Source organism: Streptomyces sp. NBC_01451, from assembly GCF_036227485.1.
Lineage (GTDB): Bacteria > Actinomycetota > Actinomycetes > Streptomycetales > Streptomycetaceae > Streptomyces.
In genome coordinates this window covers 9666200-9681734 of record NZ_CP109479.1, presented here as the reverse complement: position 1 = coordinate 9681734, position 15535 = coordinate 9666200, and the positions used below count along the sequence as shown (strand labels likewise).

Annotated in this window: 11 protein-coding genes and 1 pseudogene; 4 read left to right on the top strand and 8 right to left on the bottom strand. The window is 70.7% G+C overall.

The annotated features are described in order from the left end of the window. Positions 1-97 precede the first annotated feature (97 nt). Both OG595_RS42695 and OG595_RS42690 read right to left on the bottom strand, forming a co-directional pair. Positions 98-1843, bottom strand: coding sequence for a hypothetical protein (locus OG595_RS42695; RefSeq protein WP_329281873.1), 1746 nt, complete (start codon positions 1841-1843; stop codon positions 98-100). Then, on the bottom strand, positions 1840-3402 hold the full coding sequence (locus OG595_RS42690) for a site-specific integrase (RefSeq protein ID WP_329281870.1): 1563 nt from the start codon (positions 3400-3402) through the stop codon (positions 1840-1842). Before OG595_RS42690 ends, OG595_RS42695 begins: the two co-directional genes overlap by 4 nt. Before the next feature lie 32 nt (positions 3403-3434). Here OG595_RS42690 and OG595_RS42685 point away from each other — a divergent pair. Next, positions 3435-3665 (top strand): annotated as a pseudogene (locus tag OG595_RS42685) (BRCT domain-containing protein); the annotation flags it as partial. A gap of 137 nt (positions 3666-3802) precedes the next feature. On the opposite strand, the gene OG595_RS42680 reads toward OG595_RS42685, so the two are convergent. Beyond that, entirely contained in the window at positions 3803-5521 is a 1719-nt protein-coding gene (locus OG595_RS42680) for a sensor histidine kinase (RefSeq protein ID WP_329281868.1), read from the bottom strand. Positions 5522-5887: 366 nt separating this feature from the next. Between OG595_RS42680 and OG595_RS42675 the strand changes: the two genes are divergently transcribed. Continuing rightward, positions 5888-7102 carry a globin domain-containing protein gene (locus OG595_RS42675; RefSeq protein WP_329281866.1) on the top strand — a complete coding sequence of 405 codons (1215 nt, stop codon included), beginning with the start codon at positions 5888-5890 and terminating at the stop codon, positions 7100-7102. A gap of 86 nt (positions 7103-7188) precedes the next feature. On the opposite strand, the gene OG595_RS42670 is transcribed toward OG595_RS42675, so the two are convergent. Continuing rightward, a complete protein-coding gene (locus OG595_RS42670; protein WP_329281864.1) occupies positions 7189-7863 on the bottom strand; it encodes a helix-turn-helix domain-containing protein in 675 nt (224 codons plus the stop codon). A gap of 403 nt (positions 7864-8266) precedes the next feature. On the opposite strand from OG595_RS42670, the gene OG595_RS42665 reads away from it, so the two are divergent. Both OG595_RS42665 and OG595_RS42660 read left to right on the top strand, forming a co-directional pair. Beyond that, positions 8267-8863 carry an Rv1733c family protein gene (locus OG595_RS42665; protein ID WP_329281862.1) on the top strand — a complete coding sequence of 199 codons (597 nt, stop codon included), beginning with the start codon at positions 8267-8269 and terminating at the stop codon, positions 8861-8863. Positions 8864-8880: 17 nt separating this feature from the next. Further along, entirely contained in the window at positions 8881-9555 is a 675-nt protein-coding gene (locus OG595_RS42660; RefSeq protein WP_329281860.1) for a universal stress protein, read from the top strand. A gap of 452 nt (positions 9556-10007) precedes the next feature. Here OG595_RS42660 and OG595_RS42655 read toward each other — a convergent pair whose 3' ends face one another. The 4 genes from OG595_RS42655 to OG595_RS42640 all read right to left on the bottom strand — a co-directional run bounded on the left by OG595_RS42655 (position 10008) and on the right by OG595_RS42640 (position 15458). Then, the gene (locus OG595_RS42655) at positions 10008-12389 is read right to left on the bottom strand and encodes a phosphoketolase family protein (protein WP_329281859.1); all 2382 of its coding nucleotides are present in this window, start codon (positions 12387-12389) and stop codon (positions 10008-10010) included. Positions 12390-12623: 234 nt separating this feature from the next. Next, positions 12624-13496 carry a universal stress protein gene (locus OG595_RS42650; protein WP_329281858.1) on the bottom strand — a complete coding sequence of 291 codons (873 nt, stop codon included), beginning with the start codon at positions 13494-13496 and terminating at the stop codon, positions 12624-12626. Positions 13497-13501: 5 nt separating this feature from the next. Then, entirely contained in the window at positions 13502-14524 is a 1023-nt protein-coding gene (locus OG595_RS42645; protein WP_329281856.1) for a zinc-dependent alcohol dehydrogenase, read from the bottom strand. Positions 14525-14552: 28 nt separating this feature from the next. Continuing rightward, positions 14553-15458: a universal stress protein gene (locus OG595_RS42640; protein ID WP_329281854.1), complete on the bottom strand. Its 906-nt coding sequence runs from the start codon at positions 15456-15458 to the stop codon at positions 14553-14555. Between the last annotated feature and the right edge of the window lie 77 nt (positions 15459-15535).

Sequence of the window (15535 nt, the reverse complement as noted above, 5' to 3'; positions counted from 1 at the left end):
TTGTTGCCGGAGCTAATCCAACACGACAGGATGCCTGGGCTGTCCGGGACGGGCATCGGAAGCACGTATGGGTCGGCCTCGGCGGCAAGGAGCGTGGTCACGGGGCGAGCTGTCCCTTCAACAGGAGATCGACGATGGTGCGGTCCGCGCCCGTGACACGGGCCAGGGCGGCGTCCCAGACGAGGGAGCTGACCTTGTCGCGCAGGTCCTCCAGCCGCTGCAGGTGGTTGTCCCAGCGCCCGCGCCACATCTCCTCAGGCCATGCGGAGTGCAGTGCCGTCAACTGCTGGTGCAGGTGGGCGAGGCGTGGGTGGTGGCCGGTGTGAACCCGCGAGTTCGGGCAGGCCAGACAGAGCAGGAAGTCCGCCCCGCAGCCCCCAGCCGGAGCGGGCCATGGGCTGGTCTCCTCGTCCGCGCAGTCCGTGGTAGCGGTCTCCTGGTGGCCGGGGTCGGCAGCGTTGGTCAGCCGACCCTTGAAAGTGGTGTCGCGGGCCCGCTGCAGGGCCTCCTCGGCACCGGCTGCGATCACGCTCCGGGCTGCCTTCTGGACGTTCTTGTCGGGCAGCACGTAGACGCTCTCGTGCGTGCCTCGGCTGTGCTGGAGCGGTCGGCCTTCCTGGGTCACAGTGGTGCGGCGGCTGCGTTGGAAGGGGGACCCGCCCAGCCCGTGGGACCGCCCCCACCGCTTCCCGTCGTCGTAGGAGACTCCGAAGGCCAGGGGGCCGACCCGGGGTGGCCGGTCCAGGTCGTTGACCGCCATGCTGGGTTGCTGGCTGCGGGCGACCATGAGTAGATCGATGCCCGGTGCCAGGCGGGCGGCCAGCGCGCGGCCGTGTGCGGTGGCCTCCAGGGCCTTGGTGACCAGTCGGCCCGGTGAGTCCGCGCCGGAGTCGGTGATGTTCTCCATGGAGAACCACCGCCCGCCCCCGGCTCGCCGCTTCTCGACCTGCACCTGGTAGGTGATGGTCCTCGCCTCTCCGGCGGACGGCGTCCTGACCGGAACGGGAACGCGGTCGAACATCGAGAGGTTCCAGGCGAAACGGTCGGTCAACATCACTGCCAGCGCGGTCAGTTCCTGCCGCGTCAGAAAGAGCCGGCCCCACGTCACCAATGCTCCTGCCCCGCCCAGCAAAGCAGTGTTCGTCACCGATGACTGGCCGCTGGCGTGCACCGTGCGCGGGACGTCACCGGTCTTCGCCAGGTGATCCAGGATCGCTCCGATCCTTCCCTCGCGGCTTCGCTCCGTGAACTCTGCTGCCTGCCATTGCTCCAGTAGGAACGTGTTCTCCCGGATCCGCAGCAGCGCAGCCCGGAACTGCCGCTCCGCCGCCAACACCATCCGCTCCCGCTCCGGCCCCTCATACGACTGTTTGCTCGGCCCTCGGCTCGGAACACGCCGGGCAAGTTCCTCCGCGGCCAGGCCGACCGCCAGCCGCCGGTCCCGCTTCAGAAGTGTCCGCATCTGTGTCATGGAGTTGCGGCCACCGGCGGTCTCCTTGTGGTTGTTTCGCCATAGCCGCAGCGTGGCCGAGGTCAACTCGTCCAAGTCCTGAGCCGGGTGACCCTGCGCATCGAGAAACCGGTCGAATGCAAGAACCGAGTTCCAGTACGAATTCGCGCTAGCGTGGCCGGTCCAGGTCCGGGACTGGGCGGCGAAGGTCCTCGCCAGCGAGTGCTGCATGGGCACCGGCACCTTCAGTTCACCGAAGTCGAAAACCCGCGCATGTCCGCCTTTGTTGATCACCGTCACCTCGAGCCCGTCCGGGGCCAGCCGTGGAGTGGCCTGGAACTCCGCCGGCGGCATGACCGCCCGGTGCCCGCTTCCCCGCCCGCGCCCGCTCACAGCGCTTCCTGTGTGACCGGCCGTGCATCGACCAGCACGTCGATGTCCTGGATCCCCGCCGATGCCTTCGCCAGCTGCGCAAACAGGCTGACCATGTCCCTCGCGTCCTCGTCGTCCCTGCGCCCGCCCACGTCGCGATCCGCATCGAGCGCCAGGATCGATTCCAACTGTAGGTGCGTCACCGGCGTCAGGTAGTGCTCCCGCGTCGTCTCCACGTCCCGGTGCCCCAACAGTGTCTTCACCAGCCACCACGGGTCCCCGTACAACTGGGCGAAATCCCGCCGCTCGGCCGGCGTCAGACCGTACTTCCGGTCCATCAGCTCGTTCAGCGTGATCAGCATGTAGAGCGCGAACGAATGCCGAGTGGAGTGAGGCGTCGCGTACGGCACCTTCCCGCGGACCTCCGGCAGCCTCAGACAGCGCTTCGCCTCCCGTTCCTGCTGCGTCAGCAGCGTGCGCTCGCACTGCTTGTTCGCCAGCCTGAACACGGCGTTCCAGCGGTCCGGAAGCATCGGCAGGCCCTGCTCGGTCAACCACAACCACGCCGGCTCCGGACCCTCCGGCCCCTCGGTGAACAGCCATTGCCGCTCACGCCAGTCCAGCAGGGCCAACTCACGCTGCCCCTCCACCCCGTCGCGGTCCACCCAGTGCACCACCGGAGACAGCTCCCGCGTCACCCCGGTCACCAGCCGCAGCTGCGACAGTTTCTCGTAACGGCCCTGTTCCCTGGCCCGCTGCACTGCCCAAGCCCGCTCCGACTCCATGTAGGAGCTGACCTGCCGCACCGAATCCACCGACGCGTAGAAGGTACGAACCCTCTTCGACCGCGACAGCGCCTTCGCGACCCGGCCGTGGCAGTACCGCCCGTGACGCAGCACCTGCGACGGCACCTCGAATGTCAGCAGCCCCCCGCACTCCTGCCGGCGAAGCCCCGAGCTCAGCATGAACTGCACGAACGAGGTGTTCCGCAGCTCCGTCCGCGCGTCCCACCCTGGCAGCGGTGACCCGTCCCGGGCCAGGCCCCGAAGCCCCAGGTCCTGCCATAAGCCCCACGTCCGCGGTGTCAGCCACGACACCCGTGAACTGCGAGCGTCCGCCGCCCGGTCTTCCGCCCGGCTCGCGTCCACCGGCAGCGGCGACACTTTCCCCCACTTGTAGAGCTTGGTCAGCGCTGCCGCCTCGCGGTTCCACTTCGTGCCGCCCACCCGGACCGGATTGAGCGGTGACCTGCACCGGAACTCCTGGTAGGCCTGCAGATCCCCCTCGGTCGCCTGCCGCCACGGGAGACCCCGGCGCCACAGCCAGTTCAGCAGCAGCCGGATGTCCGTCGCGTAGTTCCGCCGGCTCTCGCGCTCCAGCTTCCGGAATGCGGGCGACAGGACGAACGTCAGCAGATCCGCGTCCACTGTGTAATCCGGCCGGACAAAAATCGGGTCGCCAGGCCGCAACCCGATGTCCGCCACCGCCGCAGGCAGATCCTGAATCCCCAGCACCCCCTCCTCCGGCAGCGAACCCCACCTCTCCTCATCCGGCACGAACACCACCCACCACTCGTCCATACCCTGCCTCCTGTAGCCCTTGAACTCACAGAATTATCAGGGAAGGAGCGATGACCGGTGCGCTGGAGAAGCTCAGCCGCAACCAGATGAACGAACTCGTCGAACGGGCCGGGGGCCGCTCCTCCTCCAGCGTCTCGAAGAAGACCAGCCTGGTCGTCGCCGGCGACGGCGCCGGGTCCAAACGCGCCAAGGCGGAAACCCTGGGCATCCGGCTGGCCACCCCGGACGAATTCGCCGCCCTCATCGCCGACTACGTCGACTGACCGCGCTCGCCGCGCTCACGATGTCGTGGGCTGCGCCGGCTCGCACGGGGCGCCGAGTGCCAACGGCGGTTCATCCAGGGGTGGTTGGCCGTTCACCTGCACGTGGCTGTGGAGGGGACAGTGTGTACCTCCGCCCCTTACGGCTTCCGCGCCGGCACCCGCCACAGCAGGGTGGAGCCGCCGCTCTCGGGCTTCCCGATCTCCAGCCGTCCACCCAGTTGCTCGGCGCGCTCCGCCATGTTGCGCAGTCCGCTGCGGCGGCCGTCGGCCGGGATGCCCACCCCGTTGTCGGTGACCGAGAGCCGTACCTCGCGCCCGTCCGTGGCCACGAGTACGTCGGCGCGGCTCGCCCGGGCGTGGCGGGCGATGTTGGTCAGTGCCTCGGAGAGCACCGCCACCAGATGGTCGGCGATGTCCTTCGGTACGTCGGTGTCCAGCAGGCCTTCCATCCGGACACTGGGAGCGAAGCCGAGGACCGGCGCCGCCTCCCCGACCACCCGCACGGCACGGGCCCGCAGGCCGGCCTCGCCCGCACCCTCACGGGTACGCAGGCCGAAGATCGTCGATCTGATGATCTTGATGGTCTCGTCGAGGTTGTCGACCGCGCGCACCACGCGCTCGGCGGCCTCCTCGTGCTCGATGAAGCGGCCGGCGCTCTGCAACGTCATGCCGGTGGCGAACAAGCGCTGGATGGCCAGATCGTGCAGGTCGCGTGCGATCCGGTCCCGGTCCATGAGGACCGCGACGGCCTCGGCGTCCTTGCGGCGTTCGGCCAGCTCCATCGCGACGGCGGCCTGTCCGGCGAAGGACTGCAAGGTCTCGGTCTCGGTCACCGAGAAGACCGCCTGACCGACCTTTCTCGCCAGCAGGACCACGCCCCGCGGGCCCGCGTCGCCCGTGCCGATGGGCACGGCCACGGCGGGGCCGAGCCCGCCGAACCGCGGCGGCTCCAGGGAGATGCGTTCGTCCTGGCCGACATCCACGCTGGTGACGGGGGCGGCACCGGAGAACGCCAGCCCCATCAGACTCTTGTCCATGGCCAGCACGAGGCCCCGGTGCGCCTCGGCGTCCATCCCGACAGCGATCTCCACGGCGAGTGACCCGGTGTCCTCCATGGGCAGCGCGACCGCCGCCAGGGCGGAGCCGGTGATCTCGCCGGCCCGCTCGGCGATCAGCGCGAGGACCTCGGTGCGCTCAGCGCCGGACATCAGGCTGTGGGTGACCTCCGCGTTCGCCCGCAGCCAGCGTTCGCGCAGCCGGGACTCCTCGTACAGCCGGGCGTTGTCGATCGCGACGCCGGCCGCCACGGCGAGCGTCAGCGTGACCGACACGTCCTCCTCGTCGAACTGGGCGCCACCCCGCTTCTCGGTCAGGTACAGGTTGCCGAAGACCTGGTCGCGCACCCGGATCGGGACACCGAGGAAGGTGTTCATCGGCGGATGGTGCGCCGGGAAGCCGTACGAGGCCTCATGCTCGGAGATCTTCGCCAGGCGCAGCGGCTCAGGGTGGCGGATCAGCTCTCCCAGGATGCCGTGCCCCTCGGGATAGGGGCCGATCCGCGCGATCTGCTCCTCCCCGACCCCCACCGTGTGGAACGCGGACAGACGCTTGCCGTCCGGGCCGATCACGCCGAGCGCCGCGTACTCCGCGTCGACCAGTACCGCGGCGGCCTCCACGATGCGTCGCAGGGCCTGCTCCAGATCCAGCTCCCGGCCGACCGACAGCACCGCCTCCAGCAGACTGTGCACCCGGTCCCGGGTGCCACGGGCCGCGTCCAGCCGCGCCTGCAGTTCCTCCAGCAGCTCGTCCAGCCGCAACTGAGGCAGCCGCACGCGAGCCTCCTCCGGGGTTTCCACCCTGCGTTCCTCCAGGTCCCCTCAACACACGGACGCCCAGCGGTCCGGTCACGTGCCACGGTAGTGGTCGGCCGGAGAATACGGCGACGAATCGAGCCGAGTATCCGGGACCCACCCCGGTGCCTCCGCACCGTGGCCGGCCTGGACCGCTCCCCCATACGTGCCGCGCCCCTCGGTCGAACGCCTCGGACCGACCTGGGCCGGTCGGTCCCAGGAAGGGACCAACAGGACCTGGGACGGAACACCACTCACAAGAGACGCTGCTGGAAGCGGTCACCGCCCCCGTTTCTCTACTTGCTGCTTTCCCACTGCCCACTGCCCAGTTTCCTTCTCCCTCGCCTTGCCTTGCGTTGCCCAGGAGGTTTCATGCTGTCCGCGGAATCCGCCGCCCTTGTACGGGCCACCCTGCCCGCCGTGGCCGGAGCGCTCGACGAGATCACCACCCGTTTCTACGCCACGATGTTCAAGGACCGGCCGGAACTGCTCGACGGGATGTTCAACCGCGGCAACCAGGCCAGCGGCGTCCAGCGACGCGCACTGGCCGGCTCGATCGCCGGATTCGCCGGAGCCCTGCTGGAGAACCCCGACGCCCGGCCGGACGCCCTTTTGTCCCGGATCGCCCACAAGCACGCCGCAGTGGGCGTCACGGACGACCAGTACACGATCGTGCACAAGTACCTGTTCGGCGCGATGGCCGAGGTTCTCGGCGAGGCGGTCACCCCGGAGGTGGCGGCCGCCTGGGACGAGGTCTACTGGCTGATGGCCGGAGCCCTGATCAGCCGGGAGTCCCTCCTCTACCGGGACGCGGGCATACAGCCCGGCGGGATCTGGCGCCCCTGGACGGTCGTCGAGCGTCGTACCGAGACCCCCGACGTCGTGTCCTTCCTGCTCCGTCCGGCAGACGGCGAACACGCGCCCCGGGCCCGCGCGGGCCAGTACGTGAGCGTCCGGGTCCGCATGGGCGACGGCGTGCACCAGTTGCGCCAGTACAGCCTGTCCTCGGACCCGGGCGGCGAACTGCGGCGGATCACCGTCAAGCGGGTCGAGGGTGACGCCGGTGCCCCGGACGGCGAGGTCTCCACCCTGTTGCACGACCGCGTCCAAGAGGGGGACGAACTGCTGCTGTCCGCGCCGTTCGGCGATGTCTTCCTCGACGACCCCATGGATTCCACCACACCCGTCGTGCTGGTCTCGGCCGGCATCGGCTGCACCCCCATGACCGGCATCCTGGCCCGTCTCGCCGCCCTCCGCTCGATCCGCCCGGTCCTGGTCCTGCACGCCGACCGCTCGCCCGAAGACCACGCCCTGCGGGCCGAGACACACGACCTCGTCGGGAAACTGCGGGGCGCCCGGGCGGTCTTCTGGTACGAGCGCCCCGGGCCGGAGGAACCCGACGCGCGGACCGGCCTGATGGACCTGAGCGGAACGGAACTCCCCGACGGCGCCACGGTTTTCCTGTGCGGCCCGCTGCCGTTCATGCGCGAGGTACGCGGACAGCTCCTCGCCGCCGGGGTTCCGGCACGACGCATCCGCTACGAGGTCTTCGGACCCGACCTGTGGCTGCCCGGCACCACGGGCTGAAGCGCACCGCGCCAACCCCGGCATGCACCCGGGCGAGACGGGGCGTCGTCGCGCCCGGGGACAACCCACCCTGGGCCAGGCCCGGTTCAGACCACGATGCGGCGTCCCGTGACCGCGTACGGTTCGATGCGCACCCACACGTCGCGCCGACCCCCGGCCCAAGGCTCGCTGTACGCCAGCTCCGCGAGCCGACGCTGTTCACCGATGTCCGTCACGGTGTGCGCGTACCCGCGCGCCAGCACACTCCAGCCCTGGCTGAAGGCGTCGTCGATCCGGTCGACCTCGAAGGCGACCAGGCAGCCGGACGCCAGCGACGGCGTCGCGTCGTGGGCGGTTCTGAAGACGATCGTGTCCTCGACGACGCTGTAGTTGACAGGGACGATCACCGGCCCGAGCGCCGTGCTCACCGCGAGCCTTCCGACACCGTGCGTCGACATCAACTCCGTGCACTCCGCCTTGCTCAGCTCGGTGAACCGGGGAGCGTACCCGGCACGTCCGGGACCGGGTGGCAGATCGACATCACCGCCGGTGAGTGCCGAGACCGTGGTCCGCAGAGCCGTCGCCAGCGCGATCAAGGCCCCTCGGCCGGGCGCGGCGTCGGGGTGCTGCTCCAGGTGCGTCACATAGCTGGTGGCCATGCCCGCCCGGGCGGCCGTCTCCTCACGTGTCAGCCCGAGCTGAACACGGCGTGCGGCCAGCCGACGGCCCAGGTCGCCGGCGGGCGGGCCCTGCGTCCCGCCCGCCTGTGTCTGTTCGGTCATGGCCCCTCGGGTCCTCTCGTCAGGGGTGTGGGTGACCAGCTGTGCGATGACGTTCCTCCCTGTCCTTTGGAGTGCGGGCTGAGCAGTGGGGCGAAGTCCGCTGCGGTACGGCCGCGCCCCGAAGGGGCGCGGGGAAGTGCGCGACCAGCCACGACGGCGCCGCAGACGACCGACGGCCCATCGCCGCACTTCCAGCGGAGCGCTTTGCACCGCGCTTTCAGTTTGTCCGGTAATCATCCGCCCTGCCTGGGCCGTCCGGCCCCTTCTCCTGCCCTTCCCGACCGTGGATCCGGTCCGACTGGACCCGCGTCGGCGCCCGGTCGGCCCATGCCGCGGCACGGCCTCGGCTGTCATCTTCGGAAGTGTCAGGACGACGAGGACGACAAGGACGAGGAGGAGGGCGATGTCCGGACCGATGCCCCGTGGCGGCAAGTACACGAAGCGACGGATGTGGCGGTGGCGCAGCAATCCGCTGCGTCGACGCGAGGACATCGTCGAGGCCTGGGTCGTGCTGGCCGTGTGGACGGTCTTCACCGTGGGCGGCGGCATCGCCGGGCTGGTGACGTTCCATGCCGCGGACGAGGTGTTCGCGCTGCAACGCGCCGATCGGCAGTCCGTACGAGCCGTACTCGTCGAAGACGTCCCCCTCAGCGCCACCGCCGTCGGCGGAACCTCCGATCGCCGGATGGCATCCGTGCGCTGGACGACGCCCGACGGTTCGATCCGTACCGGCCGAACCCTGGCGGACAGCGGTCTCAAGGCCGGAGCCGGTGTCATGGTGTGGCAGGACAGCCAGGGCCGTCTCACCGCCGCGCCACCGAGTTCCACCGAGGCAGCCGTCGAGTCGGGCTTCCTGGGCGCCGCGGCCGTGGCCGGCCTGGGCGGCCTGGTGTTCGGTGGCGGAGCTGTCGCCCGGTGGCATCTCGACCGGCGCCGCATGGACGAATGGGGCAGGGAATGGGATCAGGTAGGACCACGGTGGGGGCACAAGACGAGCTGAACGTACGACGGAGCCAGGTGATTCTTGCCTGTACCGACCCGTCGGCACCGAGCCGCGCCGCGGTCGACTGGGCCGAGCGGGAGGCGCGGCTGCGCGGTCTGCCGATGCGAACGGTCCAGGGCACACCGCCGGAACCGGGGCAGGCGAAGATGATCGTGTACGGCGTCCCCCGCGGCAGCGACGCGGCTGGTGGGCCTCTCGGCCTCCGGCTCGCCGACACCGTACGGGCGGCCGGCCGGCCCCTGGTCCTCGTTCCGGACCGGACCGCACCCGCACACGGTTCCGGGACGGTCCTTCTCGCAACGGACGCCCGGGATCCTTCCGCCGACACGATCGACTTCGCCTGCGACAGCGCCCGGGTACGGCACGCCCTCCTGCACGTCGTGCACGCCTGGTCGCTTCCGCCCTGTGCCGCCGAGTGGCCCTTCGGCGTGCCGGAGAGGGACCGCGCGACCTGGGAGGACCACGAGGTGCAGCTCCTGGCCGACGTGCTGCGTCCCTGGCGCGAGAGGTATCCGCACGTTCCGATGTTCGAAGACGTCGTTCTCTTCACACCGGCCCAGGCCCTGCTGCACCACGCCGGGAGCGCCGCACTGGTCGTGGTGGGGCGACGGCCCGGTACACGATGGGACGAGGCTGTACGCGCTCTCCTGCACCGGGCCGCCTGCCCCGTTGCCGTGGTCCCGGGCTGAACAACCCCACAGGTCGGCCCCGGTGTCCGGTTCGCTCCGGGTACCGGAGCCGCGACCTCGACGGGCCGGGCTTCCTCCTCCCACGCGGACGTCGGCGAAGCGGCGCTGCCCTCCGCCCACCACTGATCTCGCCTGCGTCCCGGAGTGGGGGTGTTCGGCGGCGAACGTCGCGTCGGGGCTCAGCTCCGGATCGGTGTCGCAGACGCCGAGGAAGTTGAGCCGTCGAGCCTCATGCCGTGGGTGCGGCAGGCGGTCGGCAGGGTCTGTGCCCGGTTGCGGCCGAGGGCTCGCACCCTACGGCAGCATCGGCAGGAGGCCTGCCCGGCCACGTCGGCGGAGCGCCCCCGGGCCTCGACGGCCGACGGGCAGGTGTCGCCCTGGTCCAGGTGAACCGTGCAGCGCACCTCCCGCCCCTCGGAAGGGCGGGAGGTGCGCGGGCCGGGTCGGGACTGTCAGGCGTTCCACGTCCAGTCGGCGACCTCGGGCAGGTCGGTGCCGTGCTCGCGGATCCAGGCATGGTGCCGCGTGCGGGCGTCCGCCATCGTCTGGCGTACGGCGGCGGCGCGCACGGCGAGGCCGGGGACGCGGTCGATGACGTCCATGACCAGCCGGTAGCGGTCGAGGTCGTTGCGGACGACCATGTCGAAGGGCGTGGTCGTGGTGCCCGACTCCTTGTAGCCGCGTACGTGCAGGTTGTTGTGGCCGGTACGGCGGTAGGCGAGTCGGTGGATCAGCCAGGGGTAGCCGTGGTAGGCGAAGATCACCGGCTTGTCCGTGGTGAACAGGCCGTCGTACTCGAAGTCGCTCATCCCGTGCGGGTGTTCCTCGCGGGGCAGCAGACGGGCCAGGTCGACCACGTTGACCAGGCGGACGGCGAGATCCGGGAGGTGACGGCGCAGCAACTGCGCGGCGGCCAGCACCTCCAGGGTCGGTACGTCGCCGGCGCAGGCCAGCACCACGTCCGGCTCGCCGCCGTTCTCCGTGCCGGCCCACTCCCAGATGCCGGCGCCGCGGGCGCAGTGGGCGCGGGCCTGGTCGATGGACAGCCAGTCGAAGCAGGGCTGCTTGCCCGCCACGATCACGTTCACGTAGTCGCGGCTGCGCAGTGCGTGGTCCGCCACCGACAGCAGGGTGTTGGCGTCCGGCGGCAGATACACCCGTACGACCTCGGGACTCTTGTTGAGGACGTGGTCGACGAAGCCGGGGTCCTGGTGCGAGAAGCCGTTGTGGTCCTGCCGCCAGACATGCGACGTCAGAAGGTAGTTGAGGGAGGCGATCGGGGAACGCCACGCCAACTCCCGTGATGTCTTAAGCCACTTGATGTGCTGGTTGACCATCGAGTCGACGATGTGCACGAACGCCTCGTAGCAGGAGAACAGTCCGTGGCGTCCGGTGAGCAGATAGCCCTCCAGCCAGCCCTGGCAGGTGTGTTCGGAGAGGATCTCCATCACCCGCCCGTGATGGTCGAGGTGCTCGTCGACCGGCAGGTGTTCGGCCTGCCATGCCTTTCCGCTGACGTCGAAGACTGCCTGCAGCCGGTTCGACGCGGTCTCGTCCGGTCCGACGAGGCGGAAGTCCCGGCGTCCGCCGGTGTCCTTCATCACCCGCGCCAGGAGATCGCCCAGCACCCGTGTCGGCTCGTGCAGGGTGGTGCCCGGCTTGTCGACGGGTACGGCGAACTCGTCCAGCGGCGCGACGGGCAGGTCGCGCAGGAGCAGACCGCCGTTGGCGTGCGGAGTGGCACCGAGCCGCTTGGTGCCGTCGGGTACGCAGGCAAGGACGTCGGCGGAGGGGCGGCCGTCCGGGCCGAAGAGCTCCTCGGGCCGGTAGGAGCGCAGCCAGGCCTCCAGCTGGCGAAGGTGCTCGGGGTTCTCGCGGACGCCGGCCAGCGGCACCTGGTGGGCACGCCAGGTGCCCTCGACGGGCTCGCCGTCCACCTCGGCGGGACCGGTCCAGCCCTTCGGCGTGCGCAGCACGATCACGGGCCAGTGCACGCGCTCGGCCACACCGTCCTCGCGGGCGCTCCGCTGCATCGCGGCTATGCGGTCCAGGGCGTCGTCCATCGCCGCCGCCATGGCCCGGTGCACCTGGGCCGGGTCGTCGCCCGTGACATGGATCGGCACGTGGCCGTATCCCCGCAGCAGCTGGTCGAGTTCGGACTCCGGGAGCCGGGAGAGCACGGTCGGGTTGGCGATCTTGTAGCCGTTGAGGTGCAGGATCGGCAGGACCGCGCCGTCGTGGAGGGGGTCGAGGAACTTGTTGGAGTGCCAGGAAGCGGCCAGCGGCCCGGTCTCCGCCTCGCCGTCGCCGATCACGCAGGCGACCAGCAGGTCCGGGTTGTCGAGCGCGGCGCCGTACGCGTGGGAGAGCGAGTAGCCGAGCTCTCCGCCCTCGTGGATCGAGCCCGGCGTCTCGGGGGCGACATGGCTGGGCACGCCGCCGGGGAAGGAGAACTGGCGGAACAGCCGCGCCATCCCCTCCGCGTCCCGCGACACGTCCGGGTAGGTCTCGCTGTAGCTGCCCTCCAGCCAGGAGTTGGCCAGGATCGACGGCCCCCCGTGGCCCGGCCCCCACACGCACAGCGCGTCGAGCCCCCGTGCCTTGATCACCCGGTTGAGGTGCGTGTACACGAGGTTGAGGCCGGGTGAGGTGCCCCAGTGGCCGAGGAGGCGCGGTTTGATGTGTTCCGGCGTCAGGGGTTCGGTCAGCAGCGGATTGGACATCAGGTAGATCTGACAGGCGGTCAGATAGTTGGCGGCCCGCCAGTGCGCCTCCAACGTGCGCAGCTCTGAGTCGGAAAGTACGGTCGCGTCCTGGTGTTCGACCTTGGACATGAGTGAGACTCCGGAAGTCGTCGGCTGGGGATCATCGGGCGGCGGAGCGGGTGCGGGTGACGGGTACCCGGCTGGCCGGGCGCAAGCACACGCGGCGGGCACTGGTACTGCACCGGGATCTCCCCGGCGCGCCGGTACGTCGTCGAAGGCGACGACAGGCGCCGGACGCGGTGGACGGAGTGCGCGCCCGGCCAGCGTCCGCGCCCCGCTGTCGTCCGTGCCCTTCCACGAAGGTCACGCCCGCTCGGGTACGACCGCGACGGCGCAGGCGGACCGGTGCAGTACCGCGTGGGCGACGCGCCCCAGCTGGAGGCCGAGGTGTCCCGGGTTGCGCCGGGCCCCGACCACCAGCAGGTCGGCCCCGTGGGAGGCGTCCGTAAGAACCCGGCGGGCGGGACCCTCGACCGTGCGCCGGCTGAGATCCACCCCTTCGGGTGCGTCCTTCAGTGCCTGCTCCAGGACCTCGGCGGCCTGCTGCTCGTGCAGACGGGCGGGCTCGCCGGCAAGCAGGGGGTGGTCGGTGCTCTCGTGCACCGGGCGCCGCCAGGCCCGTACGGCTTCCAGGGTCGCGTGGCGCAGCTCCGCCTCCTGGACGGCGAAGCGCAGGGCGGCGGAGTCCGTCGCCCGCTCGCCGACGCCCACGACGATTCGGCCTCGCGCTCCTGCCCTGACCTGGTTGTCGTGGCTGCCGCGCAGCACGATCACCGGGCAGGTCGCGTGCGCGGCGACGGCCAGGCTGACCGATCCGAGCAGCATCTCGACGACGCCGCTGCGACCGCGGGTGCCGAGGACCAGCGCGGCGGCCCCGTGTCCCTCGCGGACCAGCGCGTACTCGGGCTCCTCCGGCAGTACGTCGGTGGAGATCCTGAGGTCGGAATGGCGCAGCCGGGCACGCTGTGCGGCGGTCCGCACGATGTCCTCGGCCATCACCTGCTCGGAAGGCTTGCCGAAGTCCTGGGCGAGAGCGGCGCCCTCGTAGCGTTCCCAGAGGGAGGCGTACACCAGCCGGAGCGGTGCCCCGCGCAGTGCGGCCTCGTCGGCCGCCCAGTCGACAGCCCGCAGACTGGGTTCGGAGCCGTCCACGCCGACGACGATCGGAAGGTCCATCCCTCTCACCGTCCCATGCCGAGGTCGAAGACGATGCGGGCCTTCACCTCGCCACGCAGCACCTCGTCGATGGAGTCGTTGACGGACGCGAGGGGGCGGGCCTCGTAGATGACCTTGGTCCGGCCGGCCGCGTGCAGTTGGAAGACCTCGGCGAGGTCCTGCCGGGTCCCGACGATCGAGCCGATCACCGAGGTTCCGTTCAGGACGGTGTCGAAGATGGGCACCCGGACCGTGCCGTGCGCCGGCAGTGCCACCATGACCAGCTTCCCGCCGCGTCGCAGGCCGGAGTTGACGGCCTCGAAGGCAGCGTCGTTCACCGCGAGCGCGATGGCGGCGTGGGCCCCGCCGTGCTCCTTGAGGACCTTGCCGACGTCCTCCTTGCGGGCGTCGATGACGATGTCCGCGCCGAGTTCTGCGGCCAGTCGCAGCTTCTCGTCGGTGACGTCGATCGCGGCGACGGTGGCCCCGGCGATCTTCGCGTACTGCACGGCCAGGTGACCGAGCCCGCCGACCCCGGAGATCGCCACGAGCTGCGCGGGCCGGACACCGGCGACCTTGAGCGCCTTGTACGTGGTGACGCCGGCGCAGGTCAGCGGGGCGGCCTCCAGCGCGCTGATCCCGTCGGGCACCGGCTGGGCGAAGTCGGCCCACGCGAGCATCTTCTCGGCGTACCCGCCGTCGCACCCGTACCCGGTGTTGATCTGCTGCTCGCACAGCGTCTCCCAGCCGGACAGACAGTGTTCGCACCGTCCGCACGCCCTGCCCAGCCAGGGCACGGCGACCCGCTGCCCGACGGACAAATGGGTGACACCCGCGCCGAGCGCCTCCACCAGGCCCACGCCCTCGTGCCCGGGCACGAACGGCGGGCTGGGCCTGACCGGCCAGTCACCGTGAGCGGCGTGGATGTCGGTGTGGCACAGCCCGGAGGCCTCCACCCGGACCCGGACCTGGCCAGGACCCGGCTCGGGGTCCGGGCGCTCCTCGATGACCAGGGGTTCACCGAACGCTCGTACGACAGCTGCCTTCATGGGTCTCTTCTCCTCGGGAGGGACGGGATCAGCCGTGCGCGACGACGGCGACGGGAGCGGTGGAGTGGTGCAGGACGGCATGGGTGACATGACCGATGTGGGTACCGAAGGGGTTACGGCGGATACGCCGGCCCACGACAACCAGCGACGCGTCGTGGGAGGCTTCCACGACATGGACGGCCCCGCTGCCGTAGCGGGACGTCTCGACGACCTCGACGTCCGGGAACTTCTTCCGCCAGGGGCCCAGCACCTCGGTCACGGCCTCGGACGCGCTCAGGGAGAGTGCTTCGTGCAGCGCCGGGTTGGCGGCCGTGCCGTAGGCGAAGTAGGGCGGCGGGTTCCATCCGTGGACGACGTGCAGGGAGGTGGCGCGTCGCTGGGCGGCCTCAAAGGCGAACTCGATCAGGGTGTCGTCCGGGTGGTCGACGTCGAGTCCGAGGACCACGGGCCGGAACGGGGTCGCGGCGGACGGGATGCCCGCCGGGTCCGTCTCGTGCTCGTCGGCGGCCACCTCCAGCGCACGGACCAGCACGACGGGGCGTTCCGCGTGCGCCACGGCGGACAGTCCGACCGAGCCGACCATGAACCCGCTGATCCCGCCGAAGCCACGCGAGCCGAGGACGAGGAGTTCGGCGCTCTTCGCCGCCTCGGCCAGTGCGTCACCAGGGTTACCGGAGACCTGCTCCGTGCGCACCTCGACGCCGGGGTGGCGCCGGGCTATTCCCTCGGCGGCCTCCCGGGGAACCCGCTCGGTCCAGTGCTGCTGGGTCTCGGCCCCCAGGAGCGGAGCTTGCGCCATGGGCTCCGGCACCGGCTCCCACACGTGCACGATCTTCAGCGGCAGACCGCGGAGCTTCGCCTCGCGGGCCGCCCATTCCGCGGCTGCCCGGCTCTCCTGCGAGCCGTCGAGACCTACGGTGATGGTGCGGAGCATGATCTCCACCTCCTGGGGTGATGAATCCGATTCCAGCGTCGTCTTGTGGCGGTTCGGCGTGTAGGGGCCACTGGTCC